Origin of the sequence: Micromonospora sp. NPDC051141, from assembly GCF_044455765.1 — a bacterium.
Lineage (GTDB): Bacteria > Actinomycetota > Actinomycetes > Mycobacteriales > Micromonosporaceae > Micromonospora.
In genome coordinates this window covers 574864-593518 of the sequence record NZ_JBITFD010000004.1, presented here as the reverse complement: position 1 = coordinate 593518, position 18655 = coordinate 574864, and the positions used below count along the sequence as shown (strand labels likewise).

Annotated in this window: 19 protein-coding genes; 10 read left to right on the top strand and 9 right to left on the bottom strand. The window is 73.2% G+C overall.

Annotation, left to right across the window (positions count from 1 at the left end; translation table 11 throughout):
* Positions 1-625 precede the first annotated feature (625 nt).
* Complete coding sequence (locus ACIA6B_RS11145) at positions 626-871, bottom strand: SCO4848 family membrane protein (protein WP_281934207.1); 246 nt, start codon at positions 869-871, stop codon at positions 626-628.
* 141 nt (positions 872-1012) lie between these two features.
* Here ACIA6B_RS11145 and ACIA6B_RS11140 point away from each other — a divergent pair, with 141 nt between their 5' ends.
* Positions 1013-1456 carry a PRC-barrel domain-containing protein gene (locus tag ACIA6B_RS11140; protein ID WP_396772551.1) on the top strand — a complete coding sequence of 148 codons (444 nt, stop codon included), beginning with the start codon at positions 1013-1015 and terminating at the stop codon, positions 1454-1456.
* A gap of 309 nt (positions 1457-1765) precedes the next feature.
* The gene (gene argS / locus ACIA6B_RS11135) at positions 1766-3484 is read left to right on the top strand and encodes an arginine--tRNA ligase (protein ID WP_396772550.1); all 1719 of its coding nucleotides are present in this window, start codon (positions 1766-1768) and stop codon (positions 3482-3484) included.
* A 10-nt stretch (positions 3485-3494) separates the two neighbouring features.
* On the opposite strand, the gene ACIA6B_RS11130 is transcribed toward argS, so the two are convergent.
* Positions 3495-3860 (bottom strand): VOC family protein, encoded by a 366-nt coding sequence (locus ACIA6B_RS11130; RefSeq protein ID WP_396772549.1) that lies wholly within the window; start codon positions 3858-3860, stop codon positions 3495-3497.
* 134 nt (positions 3861-3994) lie between these two features.
* Here ACIA6B_RS11130 and ACIA6B_RS11125 point away from each other — a divergent pair, with 134 nt between their 5' ends.
* Positions 3995-4543, top strand: coding sequence for an alpha/beta hydrolase (locus tag ACIA6B_RS11125; protein ID WP_396772548.1), 549 nt, complete (start codon positions 3995-3997; stop codon positions 4541-4543).
* On the opposite strand, the gene ACIA6B_RS11120 is transcribed toward ACIA6B_RS11125, so the two are convergent.
* Genes ACIA6B_RS11120 through ACIA6B_RS11110 form a run of 3 tightly spaced genes read right to left on the bottom strand, consistent with a single transcriptional unit; the run spans position 4530 to position 6991 of the window.
* A complete protein-coding gene (locus ACIA6B_RS11120; RefSeq protein ID WP_396772547.1) occupies positions 4530-4811 on the bottom strand; it encodes an SCO0607 family lipoprotein in 282 nt (93 codons plus the stop codon). The two genes, ACIA6B_RS11125 and ACIA6B_RS11120, sit on opposite strands and share 14 nt — an antisense overlap.
* Positions 4812-4859: 48 nt before the next feature.
* Positions 4860-6002 carry a glutathione-independent formaldehyde dehydrogenase gene (locus tag ACIA6B_RS11115; RefSeq protein WP_396772546.1) on the bottom strand — a complete coding sequence of 381 codons (1143 nt, stop codon included), beginning with the start codon at positions 6000-6002 and terminating at the stop codon, positions 4860-4862.
* A 29-nt stretch (positions 6003-6031) separates the two neighbouring features.
* On the bottom strand, positions 6032-6991 hold the full coding sequence (locus tag ACIA6B_RS11110; protein WP_396772545.1) for a TIGR03557 family F420-dependent LLM class oxidoreductase: 960 nt from the start codon (positions 6989-6991) through the stop codon (positions 6032-6034).
* 185 nt (positions 6992-7176) lie between these two features.
* Here ACIA6B_RS11110 and ACIA6B_RS11105 point away from each other — a divergent pair, with 185 nt between their 5' ends.
* From ACIA6B_RS11105 to ACIA6B_RS11090, 4 genes are read left to right on the top strand one after another with little or no spacing between them, the layout of a single operon-like run.
* Positions 7177-7596: a molybdopterin-binding protein gene (locus tag ACIA6B_RS11105; RefSeq protein ID WP_281934193.1), complete on the top strand. Its 420-nt coding sequence runs from the start codon at positions 7177-7179 to the stop codon at positions 7594-7596.
* Positions 7597-7630: 34 nt separating this feature from the next.
* Complete coding sequence (modA, locus tag ACIA6B_RS11100) at positions 7631-8419, top strand: molybdate ABC transporter substrate-binding protein (protein WP_396772544.1); 789 nt, start codon at positions 7631-7633, stop codon at positions 8417-8419.
* Positions 8416-9255, top strand: a complete 840-nt coding sequence (locus ACIA6B_RS11095) for an ABC transporter permease (protein ID WP_396772543.1) — start codon at positions 8416-8418, stop codon at positions 9253-9255. Before modA ends, ACIA6B_RS11095 begins: the two co-directional genes overlap by 4 nt.
* Complete coding sequence (locus ACIA6B_RS11090) at positions 9252-10316, top strand: ABC transporter ATP-binding protein (RefSeq protein ID WP_396772542.1); 1065 nt, start codon at positions 9252-9254, stop codon at positions 10314-10316. The genes ACIA6B_RS11095 and ACIA6B_RS11090 overlap by 4 nt, the downstream gene beginning before the upstream one ends.
* 63 nt (positions 10317-10379) lie before the next feature.
* On the opposite strand, the gene ACIA6B_RS11085 is transcribed toward ACIA6B_RS11090, so the two are convergent.
* Positions 10380-11903 (bottom strand): non-reducing end alpha-L-arabinofuranosidase family hydrolase, encoded by a 1524-nt coding sequence (locus ACIA6B_RS11085; protein WP_396772541.1) that lies wholly within the window; start codon positions 11901-11903, stop codon positions 10380-10382.
* A 415-nt stretch (positions 11904-12318) separates the two neighbouring features.
* Between ACIA6B_RS11085 and ACIA6B_RS11080 the strand changes: the two genes are divergently transcribed.
* Positions 12319-12867, top strand: a complete 549-nt coding sequence (locus ACIA6B_RS11080) for a hypothetical protein (RefSeq protein ID WP_396772540.1) — start codon at positions 12319-12321, stop codon at positions 12865-12867.
* A gap of 60 nt (positions 12868-12927) precedes the next feature.
* Here ACIA6B_RS11080 and ACIA6B_RS11075 read toward each other — a convergent pair whose 3' ends face one another.
* From ACIA6B_RS11075 to ACIA6B_RS11065, 3 genes are read right to left on the bottom strand one after another with little or no spacing between them, the layout of a single operon-like run.
* A complete protein-coding gene (locus ACIA6B_RS11075) occupies positions 12928-14127 on the bottom strand; it encodes an ABC transporter permease (protein WP_396772539.1) in 1200 nt (399 codons plus the stop codon).
* Positions 14124-14771 (bottom strand): ABC transporter ATP-binding protein, encoded by a 648-nt coding sequence (locus ACIA6B_RS11070; protein ID WP_396772582.1) that lies wholly within the window; start codon positions 14769-14771, stop codon positions 14124-14126. The genes ACIA6B_RS11075 and ACIA6B_RS11070 overlap by 4 nt, the downstream gene beginning before the upstream one ends.
* A gap of 29 nt (positions 14772-14800) precedes the next feature.
* The gene (locus ACIA6B_RS11065) at positions 14801-16000 is read right to left on the bottom strand and encodes an efflux RND transporter periplasmic adaptor subunit (RefSeq protein ID WP_396772538.1); all 1200 of its coding nucleotides are present in this window, start codon (positions 15998-16000) and stop codon (positions 14801-14803) included.
* 98 nt (positions 16001-16098) lie between these two features.
* Here ACIA6B_RS11065 and ACIA6B_RS11060 point away from each other — a divergent pair, with 98 nt between their 5' ends.
* On the top strand, positions 16099-16788 hold the full coding sequence (locus ACIA6B_RS11060) for a response regulator transcription factor (protein WP_281934181.1): 690 nt from the start codon (positions 16099-16101) through the stop codon (positions 16786-16788).
* Complete coding sequence (locus ACIA6B_RS11055; protein ID WP_396772537.1) at positions 16785-18566, top strand: sensor histidine kinase; 1782 nt, start codon at positions 16785-16787, stop codon at positions 18564-18566. The genes ACIA6B_RS11060 and ACIA6B_RS11055 overlap by 4 nt, the downstream gene beginning before the upstream one ends.
* The last annotated feature ends 89 nt before the right edge of the window (positions 18567-18655 follow it).

Genomic DNA, 18655 nt, shown 5'->3' with positions numbered 1-18655 from the left:
AACAGACCCGAAAGCCTGCCCAGCACGGGGTATAAAACAATTGGCACTGGCTTATCAAGCACCCTGTTGAGTTCTCAAAGAACAACCACACACCACACCGGAAACCCCCACCAGGAGGCCCCCGACCCGGGGCATTTCGTCCACATCCCCGCCGCTCTCGCGCCGGGCACTTTTACTACGTTACCTCACCGTCTCCGCCGTGTCAAACCGTGTGTCCCGGTCTGTCGTGCTTCGTACGGGTTGGCGCCCGGTGAACCCGCGCAGCGGTGATCGCTGCGCTTGATCATCGGATTTGGCAGGCCGGCCGCTGCGGTTTCCCGCACGCTCGCCCGGTTCCCTGCCGGTCTACAACCTTACCCGGTCGGTTCCGCTCCGCCAAATCCGCCCTGCGGCGTTCCGGCGAGCCCCTCCCGGACCGCATCCTCGCGGGGTGCTGACACCCCGTTCGGACCCGGTGCCCACGTGGATCGGTGCCTCGGGCTTTCATCCCGTTTGCCCCGTTCCGCGCTGGCAGAGAGAAAGTTACGCGTCTGCGGGTTTGATCGTCAAATCCGGGGGTAGCGTCCCGCGTCACATCATCACCACCGAGCTATCTGCCCAGTTCAGCGCGCTCAGCACACCGCCGTCACCTCCGGCGGGTCGCCAACCAGCCGCGTACGCCGAGCACGCCGGCCGTCGTTCCGATCGCCAACGACGCGGCGATGAGCAGCGCGTGCACCCAGAGGAAGCCGGTCGGATCGCCCGCCCCGACGGTGCCGGCGGACCAGGCCCGCGGGTCGTTCCAGATCGCGACCGCGAACCTCGGCCAGATCACCCAGGTCCACACCCCGACCCCGACCAGGAACAACGACCAACCGCGCGACAGAACCATGGTCGGCCAGTATGCCAGCGGCCGACCGCCGAGACCGGCGGTGCGGTCCGCCCGGCGGCCGGCGCGGCGCGGCGCCCGGGTTTCGCCGGCTGCCGCCAGGGCACTGTTTCCGGTGCCGAGACGAACAGCGGAGGTGCCAGCATGAAGCCGTTCAGTCCGTGGGCCTGGCGCGATCCGTCCGCGCTCGCCGGGGGCTACGACCAGACCCGCCCGGGCGACGTGCCACGGCCGCGCGCCGAGGGGTCGGGCGAGGGCGTCGACGCACCCGGCCCGGGCACCCCGATCGACCTCACCGGCTACCGGGTGGAGGCGACCGACGGGCGCATCGGCACGATCGACAAGGCGAACGAGGAGGCCGACGCCCGCTACCTGGTGGTGGACACCGGCCCCTGGATCTTCGGGGAGAAGGTGCTGCTGCCGGCCGGCACCGTGGCCCGGGTCGACCACCTGGAGCGGGTCGTGCACGTGGACCGGACCCGGGAGCAGGTCAAGGGTTCTCCGGCGTTCGACCCGGACGACTTCGCGCACCCCGACTACCGGGAGCGGGTCGGCACCTACTACTCCGAGAGTTACCGGCAGGGCTGAGCGCCACCGCGGGGCCGCCGCCACACCGGCCTGACGACCGGATACGCCGCCGGCCGGTTCGGGTAAGCGATTGCGCCGACCCCGGGCCGGCCGGTTACGCTGCGGGCATGAGCAGTTCGCAGGCGTACCCGACGGCGTCCCCCGACGTCCGGCTCGGCACGCTGCGACGCCGGCGGTCCCGCGACCGCCTGCGCTGAGCTTTTCTCCTGCGACCGGCGGATCGAGCCGCCGGTCCTCGTCGATCGTCCTCGCTCCGCCGCCTTCCCGTCCGGTGATCCGCGCGGCGGATCGAGCGAGATCGGCGTACCCATGGATCTTGAGAAGTTGTTGACCGACCGGCTGGCGCCGGCGTTCGCGGCGGTGGCCGGTCGGCCGGTGGACCCGGTCGTGCGGCGCTCGCAGCACGCGGACTTCCAGTCCGACGCGGCGCTCGCGCTGGCCCGGCAGCTCGGCCGGCCGCCGCGGGCGATCGCCGAGGAGGTACGGGAGCGCGCGGAGCTGGCCGACCTCTGCGCGTCGGTCGAGGTGTCCGGGCCGGGCTTCCTCAACCTCACGGTGGCCGACCGGGCGCTCGGCGCGTTGGTTGCCGCGCTGGCTGCCGACCCGCGGCTCGGGGTGCCGGTGGTCGCCGGACCGGAGACCGTGGTGGTCGACTACTCGGGGCCGAACGTGGCCAAGGAGATGCACGTCGGGCACCTGCGTTCGACAGTGATCGGGGACGCGGCGGCCCGGCTGCTGGAGTGGTTGGGGCACCGGGTGCTGCGGGCCAACCACCTCGGCGACTGGGGGACGCCGTTCGGCATGTTGATCGAGCACCTGGTCGACCTGGGCGAGACCGGGGCGGCGCGGGAGCTGTCGATGGGTGACCTGGACGCGTTCTACAAGGCCGCGCGGGAGAAGTTCGACGCGGACGCGGCGTTCCGGGATCGGTCCCGGCTGCGGGTGGTGGCGTTGCAGGGCGGGGACCCGGCGACGCTGCGGCTGTGGCGGCTGCTGGTGACGCAGTCCGAGAGCTACTTCCTGACCGTGTACGAGCTGCTCGACGTGACGTTGTCCGACGCCGACTTCCGGGGCGAGAGCAGCTATCACGACCTGCTCGCGCCGACCGTCGACGAGTTGGACCGGCTCGGGTTGCTGCGGCGCAGCGACGGCGCGGACTGCGTGTTCCCGCCCGGTTCGGTGCGGCGGGACGGCGAGCCGCTGCCGCTGATCGTGCGCAAGTCCGACGGCGGGTACGGCTATCCGGCGACCGACCTGGCCGCGCTGCGGCACCGGACCGCCACGCTGGGCGCGACCCGGCTGCTCTACGTGGTCGGGCTGCCGCAGCGACGGCACTTCGAGATGGTCTTCGCGGCCGGCGCGCAGGCCGGCTGGCTGGCCCCGCCGGCCCGCGCCGAGCACGTCGGGTTCGGGTCGATCCTCGGGCCGGACGGGCGGATGCTGCGCAGCCGGGCCGGCGGCTCGGTGAAGCTGGTCGGCCTGCTGAACGAGGCGGTGGAACGCGCGACCGCGTTGGCGCGGGAGCGCAACCCGGAGTTGGGGGACGCGGAGGCGGCCGAGGTGGGGCGCGCGGTCGGCATCGGCGCGATCAAGTACGCCGACCTGGCCGGTGACCGGCGCAAGGACTACGTGCTGGACTGGGAGCGGATGCTGTCGCTGGACGGCAACACCGCGCCCTACCTCCAGTACGCGTACTCCCGGATCCGGTCGATCTTCCGGCGCGCCGGCGCGGCGGCGCGGCCCGACGCGGACGTCGCGCCGGTCGAGCCGGCGGAGCGGGCGCTCGCGTTCGAGCTGGTCGGTTTTCCGGCGGTGGTCGACGCGGTGGCCGGCAGCCTGGAGTTCCACCAGCTCGCCGGTTACCTGCACCGGGTGGCGGTGGCGTTCAGCGCGTTCTACGAGCGGTGCCCGGTGCTGCGGGCCGACGGGCCGGTGCGGAAGAGCCGGCTGGCGCTGTGCGACCTGACCGCGCGGGTGCTGGAGCAGGGGTTGTACCTGCTCGGCATCCGCACCCCGGAGCGGCTGTGAGCGGGCCGGCTCAGCGGGCCGGCCAGGACTGCACCTCGACCAGGTTGCCCTCGGGGTCGCGCAGGTAGGCGGAGCGGACGCCCCAGCCGGGACGGTCGGCGGGTTCGGCCACGACCGTCCCGGCGGGCAGCGCGGTGACGGTGGCGTCCACGTCCGGCACCGGCACCACGACCAGCACGCCGCCGTCGCCCCGCCCGACCGGGAGCACCGCCTCGGCGGCCCGCCGGCCGAGCAGCGCGAGCACGGTTTCGCCACCGGCGTCGAAGCCGGCGTACTCGAACTGGTCGACCACCTTCTCCGGTTTGCCGAGCAGGGCGGTGTAGAAGGCGAGGGTGGCCGGGAAGTCGTCGGTGACGATGCGGGGATGCACGCTCATGGGCGGACCCTAACGGGGCCGGCGTCTCCGGGGAGGCCCGTCGACCCGCCAGCGACAGTGCCGCCCGGCACGGGACCACCCGGCGCGCGGACACCGGCTAGCGTGGCTCGGGACCGGACGAGAGGGAGGCGACCATGGCGGATCGACGCGCGGTGCTCGCCCCGGGCCGGGGCTACGACACCCGGGGTCCGCTCTTCGTCTACCTCGGTGAGGCGTTGCGCCGGCTCGGCTTCGAGGTGCACGAGGTGACCTGGCAGCGGCTGGACGAGCTGCGCCCGGACGCGGCGCCCGGCTGGGTGGCCGCGCAACTGGCGCCGGTCCTCGACTCCGGCGTCGACCTGCTGGTCGGCAAGTCGCTGGGCAGTTTCGCCACCCCGCTCGCCGCCGAGCGGGGCATCCCGGCGGTCTGGCTGACCCCGCTGCTGCACGAGCCGGCCGTACGCGACCCGTTGGGCCGCACCACGTCGCCGTTCCTGCTGGTCGGCGGCACCGGTGACGCGAGCTGGGACGGTGCGGTGGCCCGCCGGCTCAGCCCGCACGTGGTGGAGGTGGCCGGCGCCGACCACTCGCTGATGGTGCCCGGCCCGCTGGCCGGCTCCGCCGAGGCGCTCGGGCGGGTCTGCACCGCCGTGGAGGAGTTCGCCCGCGACATCGGCGGGGTGACCCCGGTCAGCGCTCGGTGATCACGCCCTTCTCGTCGATGCCGTGGGTGCGCCAGTAGACGTCCCACTCGTCGTCGACGTGCTGCGGGACCTTGCCCTCCGGGTAACGCACGTACGGCGGGGTCGGCTCCTGTCCGTCCGGGAAGCAGGCGCTGCCGCCCTGCCCGCCGACCGCGATGGCCGGATACTCGCCGTCGGCGCAGATGGCCTCCTCGAAGGAGCAGCCGGCGGTGAGCATCAGGCCGCTCAGGGCGACCCCGGCCAGGGCGATCAGAGTTCGCGTTCGCATGGGAAGAATTCTGGCCGCCCCGGCGGTGGCTGCCATCCGTACGCGTACTCAGTCGTTGGGGTGCAGCAGCACCTTCGTCCAGCCCTGCTCGCGCCGGTCGAAGTGCCCGTACGCCTCGGGCGCCTCGGCCAGCGGCAGCTCGTGCGAGACCAGGAACGACGGCCGGGCGCGGCCGGCGATGATCAGGTCGCGGAGCTGCCGGTTGTAGCGCATCACCGGGGCCTGGCCGGTGCCCATCCGCTGGCCCTTGGTGAAGAACGTGCCGTACTGCCAGCCGATCCGGCCCTCCCGCGCCCGCTTGTCCGGACCATTGGGGTCCTGCGGCACGTAGACGCCGACCACGCCGATTCCACCGGTGGAGCGGACCACGTCGACCAGGTTGTCCAGCACCAGCTCCGGGTGCTCCTCGCCGGACGGGTCGTGGGCCTGGTAGCCGACCGCCTCCACGCCGCAGTCGGCACCCACCCCGTCGGTGGCGTCCATGATCTGCCGCACCGGGTCGCCCTCGCCGAAGTTGATCGGAACGGCACCGATCTTCTCGGCCATGGCCAGGCGGTCCGCCTCCTTGTCGACCACGAACACCCGCTCCGCGCCCTTGATCAGCGCGCTGTGCGCGGCCATCAGCCCGACCGGGCCGGCGCCGAACACGGCGACCGTGTCACCGGGGGCCTGCCCGGCGAGTTCGGTGCCGTGCCAGCCGGTCGGGAAGATGTCCGACAGCATGGTGAAGTCGTTCTCGTGCTCGGTGCCCGGCGGCAGGCGCAGCAGGTTGACGTCCGCGTACGGCACGCGCAGGAACTGAGCCTGCCCGCCGTCGTACGGGCCCATGTTGGCGTAGCCGTAGGCCGCGCCGTCCATCCCCTCGGTCGGGTTGGTGCGCAGGCAGAAGCTGGTCCAGCCGTGCAGGCAGTTGCGGCAGGTGCCGCAGGCGATGTTGAACGGCACCGAGACGCGGTCACCGACCTTGATCCGGGTGAGCGCGTCGCCGACCGCCTCCACCACGCCCATGTTCTCGTGGCCGAGGATCTTGCCCGCCTCGACCGAGGTACGTCCCTCGTACATGTGCAGGTCGGAGCCGCAGATGTTGGTGGTGGTGATCCGGATGATCGCGTCGGTGGGGGCCTGGATGGTGGGGTCGGGCCGGTCCTCGACGGCGACGTCACGGGGACCGCGGTACACGAGAGCTTTCACGGTGGGTCTCCAGATCTTTCGGAAGCGGGTCAGCCGAGGGCGCGGAGGCGGTCGGCGAGCGTGTCGCGGTAGAAGTCGAGGAAGCCGTCCGGATCCGGGCCGGCGTTCTGGAGTACGAGATGGTCGAAGCCGGCGTCGACGTACTTCCGCACGGCCGCGACGTGGGTGTCCGGGTCGGGTCCGACCGCGAACTGCTGCCGGATGTCGTCGTCGGTGACCGTGCGGGAGGCGGCGTCGAAGTTCACCGGGTTGGGCAGCTCGGCCATCACCTTCCAGCCGGTCACCGCCCACCGGCTGGTCTCCCAGGCCGCGCGCACCGCCTGCTGCTCGTCGGGCGCCCAGGCCATCGGCACCTCGGCGTAGCGCGGGCCGCTGCCGCCACCGGACCGGTACGCCTCGACCAGTTCGGCCTTGGGTTCGGTGGCGAACAGGCCGTCGCCGAGTTCGGTGGCGATCGCCACCGACGCCGGACCGCTCGCGGCCACCGCGATCACCAGCGGCTGGTCCGGCAGGTCGAACACCCGCGCGTCCTCCAGGTGCAGGTGCTTGCCCTCGTACGACTGGTAGCCGCCCCGCCAGAGCAGCCGGATGATCTCCAGCGCCTCGCGCAGGCGCTCGTGCCGGCCCCGGACGCTCGGGAAGCCCTGCCCGACGACGTGCTCGTTGAGCCGCTCCCCCGCGCCGACGCCGAGCGTGAACCGGCCGTCGGAGATGATGGCCAGCGTGGCCGCCGCCTGCGCGATGATCGCCGGGTGGTAGCGCACGGTCGGGCAGGTCACGCCCGTGGCGAGGCCGATCCGGTCGGTGCGGGCGGCGATCGCGCCGAAGACGGTCCAGGTGAACGACGAGTGCCCCTGCGTGTCGAGCCAGGGGTGGTAGTGGTCGCTCATCTCGACGAAGTCGAACCCGACCTCCTCGGCCCGGACGGCCTGCCGGATGAGTTCCTTCGGCCCGAATCCCTCGCTGGCCAGCTTGTAACCGATCTTCATGGCGTTTCCCGACGATAGAGGACTGACTCCTCCTTCTGACCTTTCCTCACATCCGCGCCGGAAACAGTCGGTCCGGAAAATCTCCCACCACCGGCATCTGCGGGCCTCAAGTCATCTTTACCCCCGCAACTTCCAGCCTTCATTGAACTTCTGCCCGGCACATGAGATTCGGTAGGGTGTCTGGCGTGACGGTGTTCCGGATCGGGGAGGCGGCGGAACTGCTCGGCGTCAGCGCGGACACGGTGCGCCGCTGGGTTGATGCCGGCCGGCTGCCCGCGTCCCGCGACGAGCAGGGCCACCGGGTGATCGACGGCGTGGAACTGGCCGGCTTCGTCCGCGAGCAGGCGGGCGGGCCGGACGGCCGGGCCGAGGAGTCCTCGGCGCGCAACCGCCTGCGGGGAATCGTCACCGCGGTCACCAAGGACACGGTGATGGCCCAGGTGGACATCCAGGCCGGGCCGTTCCGGATCGTCTCGCTGATGAGCCGGGAGGCGGTCGAGGAGCTGGGCCTGCGGGTCGGGTCGGTCGCGGTCGCGGTGATCAAGTCGACCACGGTGGTGGTGGAGCGGTCCACCCCGGCGCACCGGCCACGGCCGGGCGCGTGAGCGCGGCCGGGTGAACCACGGGGAGGAGAGTCTGATGGGGGCACGTATGGTCCGCGTCGCGCTGGCCGGGGTGACGGCGCTGACGCTGGCCGGCTGCGGTGGCGGCACCGGCGCCTCGCCGGCCGGCTCGACCTCCGGTTCCGGCGTGACCGGAACGGTGACGGTGTTCGCGGCGGCGTCGCTGACCGAGTCGTTCACCCGGATCGGCGAGGACTTCGAGGCGGCCCACCCGGGCGTGACGGTGCGGTTCAACTTCGCCGGCAGTTCCGCGCTGGCCAACCAGATCAACCAGGGCGCGCCCGCGGACGTGTTCGCCTCCGCCGCGCCGAAGAACATGCAGGCCGTCACCGACGCCGGCAACGGCGACGGCTCCCCGGCCACGTTCGCGCGCAACCAACTGGTCATCGCGGTGCCCAGGGGCAACCCGAAGCGCATCGCCGCGCTGGCCGACCTCACCCGGCCCGGGCTCAAGGTGGCGCTCTGCGCCGAGCAGGTGCCCTGTGGCGCGGCGGCGGGCCGGGCCCTGAGCGCCGCGCGGGTGCCACTCCGGCCGGTGACGCTGGAGCAGGACGTCAAGGGCGCGCTGTCGAAGGTGAAGCTCGGCGAGGTCGACGCCGCGCTGGTCTACCGCACCGACACCAGGGCCGCCGCCGACGACGTGGACGGCGTGGAGTTTCCCGAGTCCGCCGGCGCGGTCAACGACTATCCCATCGTGGCGCTGAAGAACGCGCCCAACCGGTCCGGCGCGCGGGCCTTCGTCGCCTACGTGCGATCCGACCGGGGCACGGCAGTCCTGACCAGTGCCGGCTTCCAGGCCCCGTGACCTCGACCGAGGCACCCACCGCCGGCCGGGGCGGGCCGCCGCGCCGCCGTCGGGCGCAACGGGTGCCGGCGGCCCTGCTGGTGCCCGCCCTGGTGGGTCTGCTGTTCCTGGTGCTGCCGCTGGCCGGGTTGGTGGTCCGCGCGCCGTGGGCCAGCCTGCCGCAGCGGCTCACCGAGCCCGGCGCGCTGACCGCGCTCCGGCTCTCGGTGCAGACCGCCACCGTCGCCACGCTGGTGTGCCTGCTGCTCGGCGTACCGCTGGCCTGGCTGCTGGCGCGGGCCCGGTTTCCCGGCCGCCGGTTGGTCCGTGCGCTGGTCACGGTCCCGCTGGTGCTGCCGCCGGTGGTCGGCGGGGTGGCGCTGTTGCTGGTGTTCGGGCGTCGGGGCCTGCTCGGCGGGTGGCTGGACGCCACGTTCGGTTTCACGCTGCCGTTCACCACCACCGGCGTGGTGGTCGCCGAGGCGTTCGTCGCGATGCCGTTCCTGGTGATCGCCGTCGAGGGTGCGCTGCGCGGGGCGGACACCCGCTACGAGGAGGCCGCCGCCACGCTCGGCGCCGGACGCTGGACCACGTTCACGCACGTCACGCTGCCGCTCGTGGCACCGGGTGTGGCGGCCGGAGCGGTGCTGTGCTGGGCGCGGGCGCTCGGCGAGTTCGGTGCCACGATCACGTTCGCCGGCAACTACCCGGGCGTCACGCAGACCATGCCGCTGGCGGTCTACCAGACCATCGAGGGCGGGGACCTGGACGGCGCGGTCGTACTCAGCCTGGTGCTGCTGACCGTTTCGGTGGCGATCCTCGCCGGCCTGCGGGACAAGTGGATCACCAGCGCATGAGCCCCGCCCCCGTCGTGGACGCGCACCTGGTCGTCGACCGGGGCGCCTTCCGTCTGGACCTGCCGCTGCGCATCGACGCCGGCGAGGTGGTCGCCCTGCTCGGCCCGAACGGCGCCGGCAAGACCACCGCCCTGCGCGCCCTCGCCGGTCTGCAACCGCTGAGCGCCGGTCACCTCGCCCTCGCCGGGCAACCCGTCGACCGGCCCGACCGGAACCTCTGGACACCTGCCGAGCGGCGCCCGATCGGCGTGGTCTTCCAGGACCACCTTCTCTTCCCGCACCTGAGCGCGCTGGACAACGTGGCTTTCGGGCCGCGACGCCACGGCGCGGACCGGCGCACCGCGCGGCGCCGGGCCGCCGACTGGCTCGACCGGGTCGGGCTGGGTGACCGGGCGGGCAGCAGGCCCCGGCAGCTCTCCGGCGGGCAGGCGCAACGGGTCGCGCTCGCCCGCGCGCTGGCCGTCGACCCGGTGCTGCTGCTGCTCGACGAGCCGCTCGCCGCGCTCGACGCCCGGACCCGGCTCGACACCCGTGCCGAACTGCACCGGCACCTCGGCGACCATCCCGGTGCCACGCTGCTGGTCACCCACGATCCGCTCGACGCGCTCGTCCTGGCCGACCGGCTCGTCATCGTCGAGGACGGTCGGGTCGTGCAGGACGGCGACGCCGCCGACATCACCGCGCGGCCCCGCACCGACTACGTCGCCCGGCTCGTCGGCCTCAACCTCTACCGTGGCACCGCCGACGGCCGGACCGTCCGGGTCGGCGACCGGCTCACCCTCACCGTCGCCGACCCGCTGCACGGCGACGCGTTCGTCGCGTTCCCGCCGTCGGCCGTCGCCCTGCATCCGAGCCGGCCCGACGGCAGCCCGCGCAACGCCTGGGCCGCGGTCATCGCCGGGCTGCAACGCCACGGCGACAACCTCCGTGTGCAACTGGACGGTCCGATCACGGTGGCCGCCGACGTCACGCCGGCCGCCGCCGCCCACCTCGATCTGGTGCCCGGCCGGTCCGTGTGGGCGGCGGTGAAGGCCGCGGAGACCCGCGCCTACCCCGCCTGAGGTACGCCGAGGGCCGGCCTCCCGGGTGGGGAGACCGGCCCGTGACGGACTGCCGGAAACCGGTCAGCGTTGCAGGGTCAGCAGACCCGGCCGGTACGGCAGCAGGCCGTAGTCGCCGCCGGAGTTGGTGGCCCGACCCTGGTAGAGCAGTTGCAGGTTGCACGGGTCGACGGTGAAGGTCTGGTCGGCGGTGGTGCGGATCAGCTCGCCGTGGCTGATGTCGTTGGTCCAGGTCGCGCCGCTGTTGGCCTTGCCGGCGAACGGGTTGCTCTCGGTGGCCGCGTTCGGCGTCCACGAGCCGTTCAGGCTGGTCGCGGTGAAGGACCGGAAGTAGCGGCCCTGCGCGCCGATGGCCTCGACGATCATCAGGTAGCGGGTCTGGCCCTGGAGCTTGTAGACCTGCACGGCCTCGAACAGGTTGTTCGTGCTGTCGCTCATGATCGTCGTGTAGTTCGAGCCGAAGTTGCCGGGGAAGTTCCCGATCGGCATGCTCGCCCGGTAGATCTTGCCGTTGTCACCGGCGAAGAAGAGGTACATGTTCTGGCCGTCACCGATGACCGTCTGGTCGATCGGGCCGGTGCCGGAGCCGGAGATGCTGCCGGTGAACAGCGGCTGCGCCGACGACCACCCGTTCGGGTTGGTCGGGTCGGACGAGGTCTTGTACGAGAACGCCGTGCCGCCCCACTGGTAGGTCAGCACCCAGATGTTGCGCGGGGCGAAGTAGAACAGCGTCGGCGCGACGGTGCCCTGCGACATGCCGTTCTGGCTGGCCGAGGCCATCTCCGACCAGTTCGTGAACGGGCTGAAGTTCATCGAGCCCCACGACGAGCCGAAGTCGTGCGTGGTCGCGTACACCAGGTGCTTGCCGTTGTAGGGCGCGACAGTGAAGTCCTTCAGCGACGCCCAGCCGGACTTCGGCTGCGCCAGCGCGCCGGTGGACGACCACCGGTACGTCGTCGGGAGGTTGCAGGTGCCGCTCGGCGGCGGCGTGGTGGGGGTGCCCCCGCCGTCGACGCGGGCGAGCTGCCACTGCTGGTTGCTGCCGTTCCAGTCGTCGTACTGGACGATGCTGCCGCCGTCGGCGGTCGACGCTCCCTGCACTTCCACCGCCTTGTTGCTGTTCCGGTTGATCAGCCGGACGTAGCCGCTGTCGGAGTCGGCGAGCCGGAACTGCTGGTTGGTCCCGTTGGCGTCGGACCACTGCACGATGTTGGCGCCGTTGGCGGTGGAGAAGTTGTAGACGTCCAGCACCTTGCCGGACAGCCGGGACCGCAGCCGGTAGTAGCCACCGCCCGAGTCCACGAACTGCCACTGCTGCTGGTTGCCGTTGTTGCGCGCCCACTGCACGATGCGCGCGCCGTCGGTCGTGGCCAGGTTGTAGACGTCCAGGGCCTTGCCGCTGTTGCGGTTGACCAGCACGTACCAGGCGTTGGTGTCGACCGTCGCCGCGGCGGCGGGGGACGACACCACGGCCGCCGCGCCGACGCCGGCCAGCACGGCCGTCACACCGGCGGCGACGACGCGCGGCAACCACCGCCGTCGTCGACTCGGCGGGGCGACGGATGGGGACCTACCAAAGCCGAACATGATCCTCCTCGATGGCCGGAACCCGGACGCACGCCGCCAGGGTGTTAGCGCTAACAAGACGTGGCCCGCGCGTCGCGCACGCCAGTCCCGACAAGGCGGACCCGCCCCGGTCAGCCCTCGCCTCGTCCTTGACCATCGAATGTGGGCGATAACAGAACGTTCGTCAAGTCGTAACTTCCTCGAATCATCCATCGACGGCGGTCGGAGCGCCTTCCCTCGCAGGTGCCGCGCCGCCTCCCGGCACCGCGACCGACCCCAGCCACGGTAATGATGGCGCTAACATCGACGTTTACGCATCATTCGGTCGCGGCGGCGGTGCCGTGACGAGACGCAAACAGCTTCCTGACAGTCCGCGGTGATCCTGAGCCTCGCTGGTGGGCACCGCGCCGCGGGCCCCGACAGGAAGGGCGTCACGATGAGGAAGCATTCGATGGCCGCGCTGGTGCTGGCCGTCACGATCGGCGGCAGCGGGTGCTCGGCCACCGGAGACGACCGGGCCGACGCCGGCAAGCCGGACGTGGCCACGCTCCGCACCGCCACGCCCGCCGCCACGACCCCGGCGCCGCCGACCGACAAGCGGCCCCGCGCCCGTCTCGACGACACCGACGAGGACACCCGGGCCCGCTACGCGCCGTACGAGAAGTGCATGACCGAGCACGGCGTCGACATCAGGAGGACCCGGGCCGAGGGCGTCACCTCGGGCCCGATCGGCGCCGCGAACAGGGCCTGCGGGAACCTGCTGCCCCTGCCGCCCTGGGAACTCGACCCGGCCAACCCGGAGGCGAAGGACTTCGCCCGCGACGTCGTCGCCTGCCTCAAGGAGAAGGGCGTCCGGTACGTCGAGGTCAGCACCGACGGTCCGGGCTGGTCGCTCGGCGGCGAGCACAACGATGCGGAATCGATCTCGAAGGGCATGCGGTTCTCGCCCGAGTGTGAGCGTGCGGCCGCCGCCAAGCGGAAGTAGCCACCCGGCCGGGAGGCGCCACCCGCGCCGGGTGGCGCCTCCCGCGTGTGCCGGCACGTCTCAGGTCGAGGCGAGCGCCTCGGTCGGTGTGAGACGGGACGCCCGGATCGACGGATAGACACCGGCGAGCACACCGACCACGACGGCGCCACCGAGTCCGGCGAGCGTCGCCGGCACCGAGACCACCACCGGCCAGCCCTGCCAGGTCGCGTAGCCGGCGGTCGCGACCGTGCCGATCAGCGTCCCGGCGACGCCGCCGAGCGCGGCCAACGCGGCGCACTCGGTGAGGAACTGGGCGCGGATCTGGCCACGGTGCGCGCCGAGCGCGCGGCGCAGGCCGATCTCGGTACGCCGTTCCAGCACCGAGACCACCATCGTGTTGGCCACGCCGATCCCACCGACGAGCAACGCGATCGCGGCCAGGCCGAGGAACAGCGTGGCGAAGTTGCTCTCGGTGGCCCGCTTCGCGGCGAGCGCGTCCGACGGGCGGGTCACCACCACCTGCCCGGGTCGGACCGGCGAGATGGTGGCCGGCAGGACCTCCCGGACGGCCTCCACAGCCGACTCCCGGCACCGCAGGTAGATGACCGTGGGATGCCCGTCGAAGCGCAGGTGGTCACGGGCCGCCTCCCAGCCGACCAGGACCGAGCGGTCGAGGTCCGGCGAGAGCGGCGTCCGGGCGAGGATGCCGACGACGGTGAACCACCGGTCGCCGATGAACACCGACGGGCCGGGACCACCGGCGGCGGGCAGGTCCGCGAAACCGAGTCGGGTGGCGGCGACGGAGCCGAGCACCACGGTCGGGAACCGTTCCGTGACCGCGTCGAGCCACCGCCCGGAGCGCACCTTCCCGTCCACCGCCCGCAGCAGGTCCGGGCGGGCGGCGAGCACGGTCAGGCCGGAACCGTCGCCGGCGTCGGTACGGTCGTTGCGGCGTACGAGCGCGTGGGTGTTCGCGACCGCGCTCGCCACGGTCACCGGCCCGATGCGCCCGACCATCGCCACGGACTCCTCGGGGAACTCCGCCGGCGAGTCCGGGTCGGACTGCGCCCGCGCCTGGAGATGGTCGGTGCCGAGCGCGGACAGCTCGCGCGACAGCGCCGCCTGGCCGGAGGCCGGCACGCCGGTGACGAGCACCGTGGTGGCGATGCCGATCGCGATGCCCAACGCCGAGAACGCGGCCCGGGCCCGGCGGGTACGGATGCCGAGCAGCCCGACGGCGAGCAGGTCGAGCGGGGAGAGCCGGACCCGGCGGATCATCGGACCACCGCCGTGTCGCGCACCAGCCGGCCGTCGCGCAGCTCGACGCGGCGGGGAAGGTCGGCGGCGATCTCCTTGTCGTGCGTGATGACGGCGATGGTGGTGCCCTCCTCGTTGAGCCGGCGCAGCAGGCGGAGCACGGCACGCCCGTTGTCGGTGTCCAGCGCGCCGGTGGGTTCGTCGGCCAGCACGAGGGCGGGGCCGTTGACGAGCGCGCGGGCGATGGCGACCCGTTGGCGCTCGCCACCGGAGAGCTGCGCCGGACGGTGGTCGACCCGGTGGGCCAGGCCGACCCGGTCGAGTGCGTCGAGCGCGAGCGGCCGACGGCGACGACGCGGGACCCCGGCGTAGAGCAGACCGGTGGCCACGTTCTCGGCGGCGGTGAGGCCGGCGGCGAGATGGAACTGCTGGAAGACGAAGCCGAGCCAGCGGCCACGCAGGGCGGAGAGCCGGCGGTCGGAGAGCCCGGCCACGTCCTGCCCGGCGATCGAGATCGTGCCGGAGGTGGGCCGGTCCAGGGTGCCCATGAGGTTGAGCAGGGTCGACTTGCCGGAGCCGGACGGCCCGACGATCGCGACCAGTTCGCCCTCGGTGATGTCCAGCGAGACCCCCCGCAACGCCTCGACGCCGCCGGGGTAGCGCATGCCGACGTCGCGCGCCGAGAGCACCGGGGTCACGAGGTGGTCACCACCGGGGTCCCCGCACGGAGACCGTCGCCCCTGACCTCGACGAGCCCCTGGGCGAAGAGCCCGGTCTCGACCGGGACCAGATCCCCGCCGGAGACCTGGACGCCGTAGCCGCCCTCGCTGAGCGCGAGCAACGCGCCGACCGGCACGACGAGGACGCCTTCGTGGGTCTCGGCGGCGAAGTCGACCCGCACGTCGGCGACGCTGATCCGGGCCGAGGCGGCGGAACTCTTCATCGCGATCGTCACGGTGACGGTGGGCGGGCCGCCGGTGCCGGCATCGCCCTCCGCCGCCTTCACCGCCTGGCCGACCGCGGCGACCCGGCCGCCGATCGTGCTCTCGTCGGGCAGGTGCACGGTGACCGCGTCGCCCGGCGCGATCGAGGCCGCGTCGCCGACGTTCGCCTCCACGGTGACGACCTTCGCGGTCCGGGTGACCGACAGCAGCGGGGCGTCCGCGCTGTCGCCCGGCTGGGCGGCGACGGAGTCGACCCGGACCGCGCCGACGAGCACCACCACGTCCCCGGCCTCGACCGTGCCGGTCGCCGGCACCCCCAGGTCGTGCTGCCAGCGCCTGACCGCGTCCCGCAACGCGGCGGTCAGCACGCTCTCGTCCCTGGCCACCGGCACCGCCGGAGCGGGCGTGGACGACGACCGGGTCGGCCGGGCGGCGAACGCCGGTCGGTCACCGACGTCGTAGCCGAGGGCGTGCAGGTTGTCCGCGACGATCCGCACGTCCCGGCCGACCGTGCCGAGGTCGCGCAGCGGACGGAACAGCGGCATCCCACCGTAGAAGAGCGGCACGGGCCGGTCGTCGACCCGGTAGAGCTGCTGGCCGCGCCGCACCGACGCGCCCGGGGCCGGCAGCCACGTCACCGTGCCGCTCCGACCGCCCTTGAGCAGTCGGGTGGCGCCGAAGCCGAGCGTGCCCGGCAGCGACTGCGCCGTCGACAGGTCCTGCTTCACCACCGCGACGCTCCGTACGCCTGCCGGTTCGTCCGCCGTCGACGCCGGGCCGGTGTCCCGGCCGGACCAGACGACGACGGCCGCGGCGAGCAGACCGGCGACGGCGACCGCGGGGACCACCGCCCTCGTCAGGTAGCGGCGGCGCGGTGCCGGTTCCGTGCCGGCGAGCGGGATGACCTGGGTTTCGGCGTCCGCCGGCGGCACCGTTCGGGTCAGTGGCATGGCGCCGATCGTGACCCGGGATCGTCAGGATCCTGTCAGGTCCGGGCATGACCTTTTCCACGGATTCGCGACCCCTCGGCTCACCTATAGTCCCCACCATGTGCGCACGGGTGATGCTCGCGGAGGACGACCGGCGGCAGGCCGAGGCGCTGCGCCGCTACCTCACCGCGGAGGGTCACGAGGCGACGGTCGTGCACGACGGCGAGGCGGCGCTGCGGGCGGCCCGGCAGCAGACGTTCGACCTGCTCCTGCTCGACGTGATGCTGCCGGGGCTGGACGGGATGCAGATCTGCCGGATCCTCCGGCAGGAGTCGGACGTGCTGATGCTGATGCTGACCGCCCGGTCGAGTGAGGACGACCTGCTGCGCGGCCTCGACCTCGGCGCCGACGACTACATGACCAAGCCGTTCAGCCCCCGGGAACTGGTGGCCCGGGTCCGGACGCTGCTGCGCCGCGTCCCCGCCACGGCCCGGCACTCACCGGTGCTCCGGGTCGGCCGCCTCACCGTCGACGAGCCCCGGCACACGGTGACCGCCGGCGGTGTCCCGGTCGACTGCACCGCCGGTGAGTTCGCCATCCTGGCGGCGATGATCCGCCAGCCCGGCCGGGTGTTCACCCGCGGCCAACTGCTGGAGCACACCCGGGGCATCGACCGGGAGTCGACCGGGCGCACCATCGACGTGCACGTGATGAACCTGCGCCGGAAGATCGAGGCGAACCCGCGCCGGCCACGGCAGCTCCTGACCGTGTACGGGGTCGGTTACAAGCTGACCGCCGGAACGCCGTGAGCCGCGTGCCGCCGCACCGCAGCCTGGTGGTGCGGCTGCTGGCCACCTCCCTGCTGGTGGCGGTCTGCGCGATCCTGGCCACGACCTGGCTCGCCGTCCAGTCGACCACCCAGGCGATCCAGCAGGCCCAGGGCCGTTCGCTCGCCGACGACAAGAACATCTACGACACGCTGGTGAGCTACGCGGCCACCCACCGGGACTGGTCCGGCGTGGCCGCCGTGCTCGCCGAGCGGGCCGGCACGCTCGAACGTCGGATCACGCTGATGACGCCGGACCGGCAGATGATCGCCGACTCCGCCCCGGACGGCCCGTCGCTGCGGGCGGCCCGCCCCTCGGCGACCGTCGACCCGCTCCAGGTGGACCTGGGCCTGACCGGCGGGACCGCCCGGATCGACCGGCGCGTGCTCGGGCCGTACGTGCTGACCAGCCGGGAGAGCGGCGTCACCCGGCAGTTGGCCGGGCGGTGGCTCGCGTGCATCCACCGCAACTCCGCGCTGGACGGGAAGGTCGTGGTCGGCCCGACCGGACGGGCGTCGGTCCAGGTGACCGGGACGGACGGGCGGGACGTCGTCGGCCACTGCCTGCCGGACGACCTGGCCGGCCCGCTGCCCACCGAGGCCGGGCCGATCGCGCGGCTGCGGGACGCGACGAAGTCCTGCCTGCGCCGGGCGGGAGCACCGGACCGGGTCATGATCAGGCCGGACCGCACGGCGGTCCCGAGCGGCTCCGCCGAACTCGACGAGCGGATCGACTCCTGCCTGCACGAGGCGCTGGTCGCCCAGCTGAGGGCGTACGCGGCGCCGCCGGCGCTGCTGTTCGTGACCGACGAGGCCCAGGGCACCACCGAGCCGGTGTTCAACCTGTCCCGGGCGAACGTGATCCGCATCGTCGAGGTGACCGGCGCGGTGCTGGCGGCCACCGTGCTGGTCACCGTGCTGGTCGGGCGCCGGCTGGTACGACCGCTGCGGGCGCTGACCGACGCCGCCCGGCAGCCGATGGACTCGCCGGCCCGGGTGCCGGTGACCACCCGCGACGAGATCGGGCTGCTGGCCACCGCGCTCAACGACCTCGCCGCCCGGCGGGAGCAGACCGAGGCGCTGCGCAAGACCATGGTCAACGACGTGGCGCACGAGCTGCGGACCCCGCTGAGCACCATGCGTAGCTGGCTGGAGGCCGCCCAGGACGGTCTCGCCCAGCCCGACGCGCACCTGCTCAACCTGCTGCTCGACGAGGCGATGCTGCTCCAGCACATCATCGACGACCTCCGGGACCTGGCCGCCGCCGACGCCGGTGAGCTACGCGTGCACCGCGAGCCGCACGACGTGGCCGACCTGCTGGACCAGGTCGTCGAGGCGCACCGGGGCGCGGCCGACGCCGCCGGGGTGCGGCTGGGCCTCGACGTGGCCGCCGTCGGTGAGACGGCGGTTGACGGCGCCCGGCTGCGGCAGCTCGTCGGCAACGTGGTCGCCAACGCGATCCGGCACACCGCCGCCGGCGGCTCGGTGACCGTGCGGTGCGCGGTGCGGGCGGAGCAGTTGAGCATCGTCGTGTCCGACACCGGGACCGGCATCGCGCCCGCCGACCTGTCCCGGGTCTTCGAGCGTTTCTGGCGGGCCGACGACTCGCGGGCCCGCCGCACCGGGGGGAGCGGGCTCGGCCTGCCGATCGCCCGCAAGCTCGCTGAGGCGCACGGCGGCACCATCTCCGTCGCGAGCGTGCTCGGCGAGGGCAGCACGTTCACCGTCCGACTGCCGATCGTCGCCGCCGTCCCGCACTGACCGGCCGGGGGGGGGGGGGGGGGGGGGCGCGCCCCGGCCGCCCCCGGGGGGGGGGGGGGGGGGGGGGCGCCCCACGGCGGGGGCCGCGC

Coding starts and splice junctions, on each gene's coding strand:
- ACIA6B_RS11140 (WP_396772551.1), top strand. CDS start 1,013: ATGAAGCCGTTCAGTCCGTGGGCCTGGCGCGATCCGTCCGCGCTCGCC.
- ACIA6B_RS11145 (WP_281934207.1), bottom strand. CDS start 871: ATGGTTCTGTCGCGCGGTTGGTCGTTGTTCCTGGTCGGGGTCGGGGTG.
- ACIA6B_RS11090 (WP_396772542.1), top strand. CDS start 9,252: ATGAGCCCCGCCCCCGTCGTGGACGCGCACCTGGTCGTCGACCGGGGC.
- ACIA6B_RS11080 (WP_396772540.1), top strand. CDS start 12,319: ATGAGGAAGCATTCGATGGCCGCGCTGGTGCTGGCCGTCACGATCGGC.
- argS (WP_396772550.1), top strand. CDS start 1,766: ATGGATCTTGAGAAGTTGTTGACCGACCGGCTGGCGCCGGCGTTCGCG.
- ACIA6B_RS11085 (WP_396772541.1), bottom strand. CDS start 11,903: ATGTTCGGCTTTGGTAGGTCCCCATCCGTCGCCCCGCCGAGTCGACGA.
- ACIA6B_RS11070 (WP_396772582.1), bottom strand. CDS start 14,771: ATGCGCTACCCCGGCGGCGTCGAGGCGTTGCGGGGGGTCTCGCTGGAC.
- ACIA6B_RS11075 (WP_396772539.1), bottom strand. CDS start 14,127: ATGATCCGCCGGGTCCGGCTCTCCCCGCTCGACCTGCTCGCCGTCGGG.
- modA (WP_396772544.1), top strand. CDS start 7,631: ATGGGGGCACGTATGGTCCGCGTCGCGCTGGCCGGGGTGACGGCGCTG.
- ACIA6B_RS11125 (WP_396772548.1), top strand. CDS start 3,995: ATGGCGGATCGACGCGCGGTGCTCGCCCCGGGCCGGGGCTACGACACC.
- ACIA6B_RS11130 (WP_396772549.1), bottom strand. CDS start 3,860: ATGAGCGTGCATCCCCGCATCGTCACCGACGACTTCCCGGCCACCCTC.
- ACIA6B_RS11065 (WP_396772538.1), bottom strand. CDS start 16,000: ATGCCACTGACCCGAACGGTGCCGCCGGCGGACGCCGAAACCCAGGTC.
- ACIA6B_RS11060 (WP_281934181.1), top strand. CDS start 16,099: ATGTGCGCACGGGTGATGCTCGCGGAGGACGACCGGCGGCAGGCCGAG.
- ACIA6B_RS11120 (WP_396772547.1), bottom strand. CDS start 4,811: ATGCGAACGCGAACTCTGATCGCCCTGGCCGGGGTCGCCCTGAGCGGC.
- ACIA6B_RS11110 (WP_396772545.1), bottom strand. CDS start 6,991: ATGAAGATCGGTTACAAGCTGGCCAGCGAGGGATTCGGGCCGAAGGAA.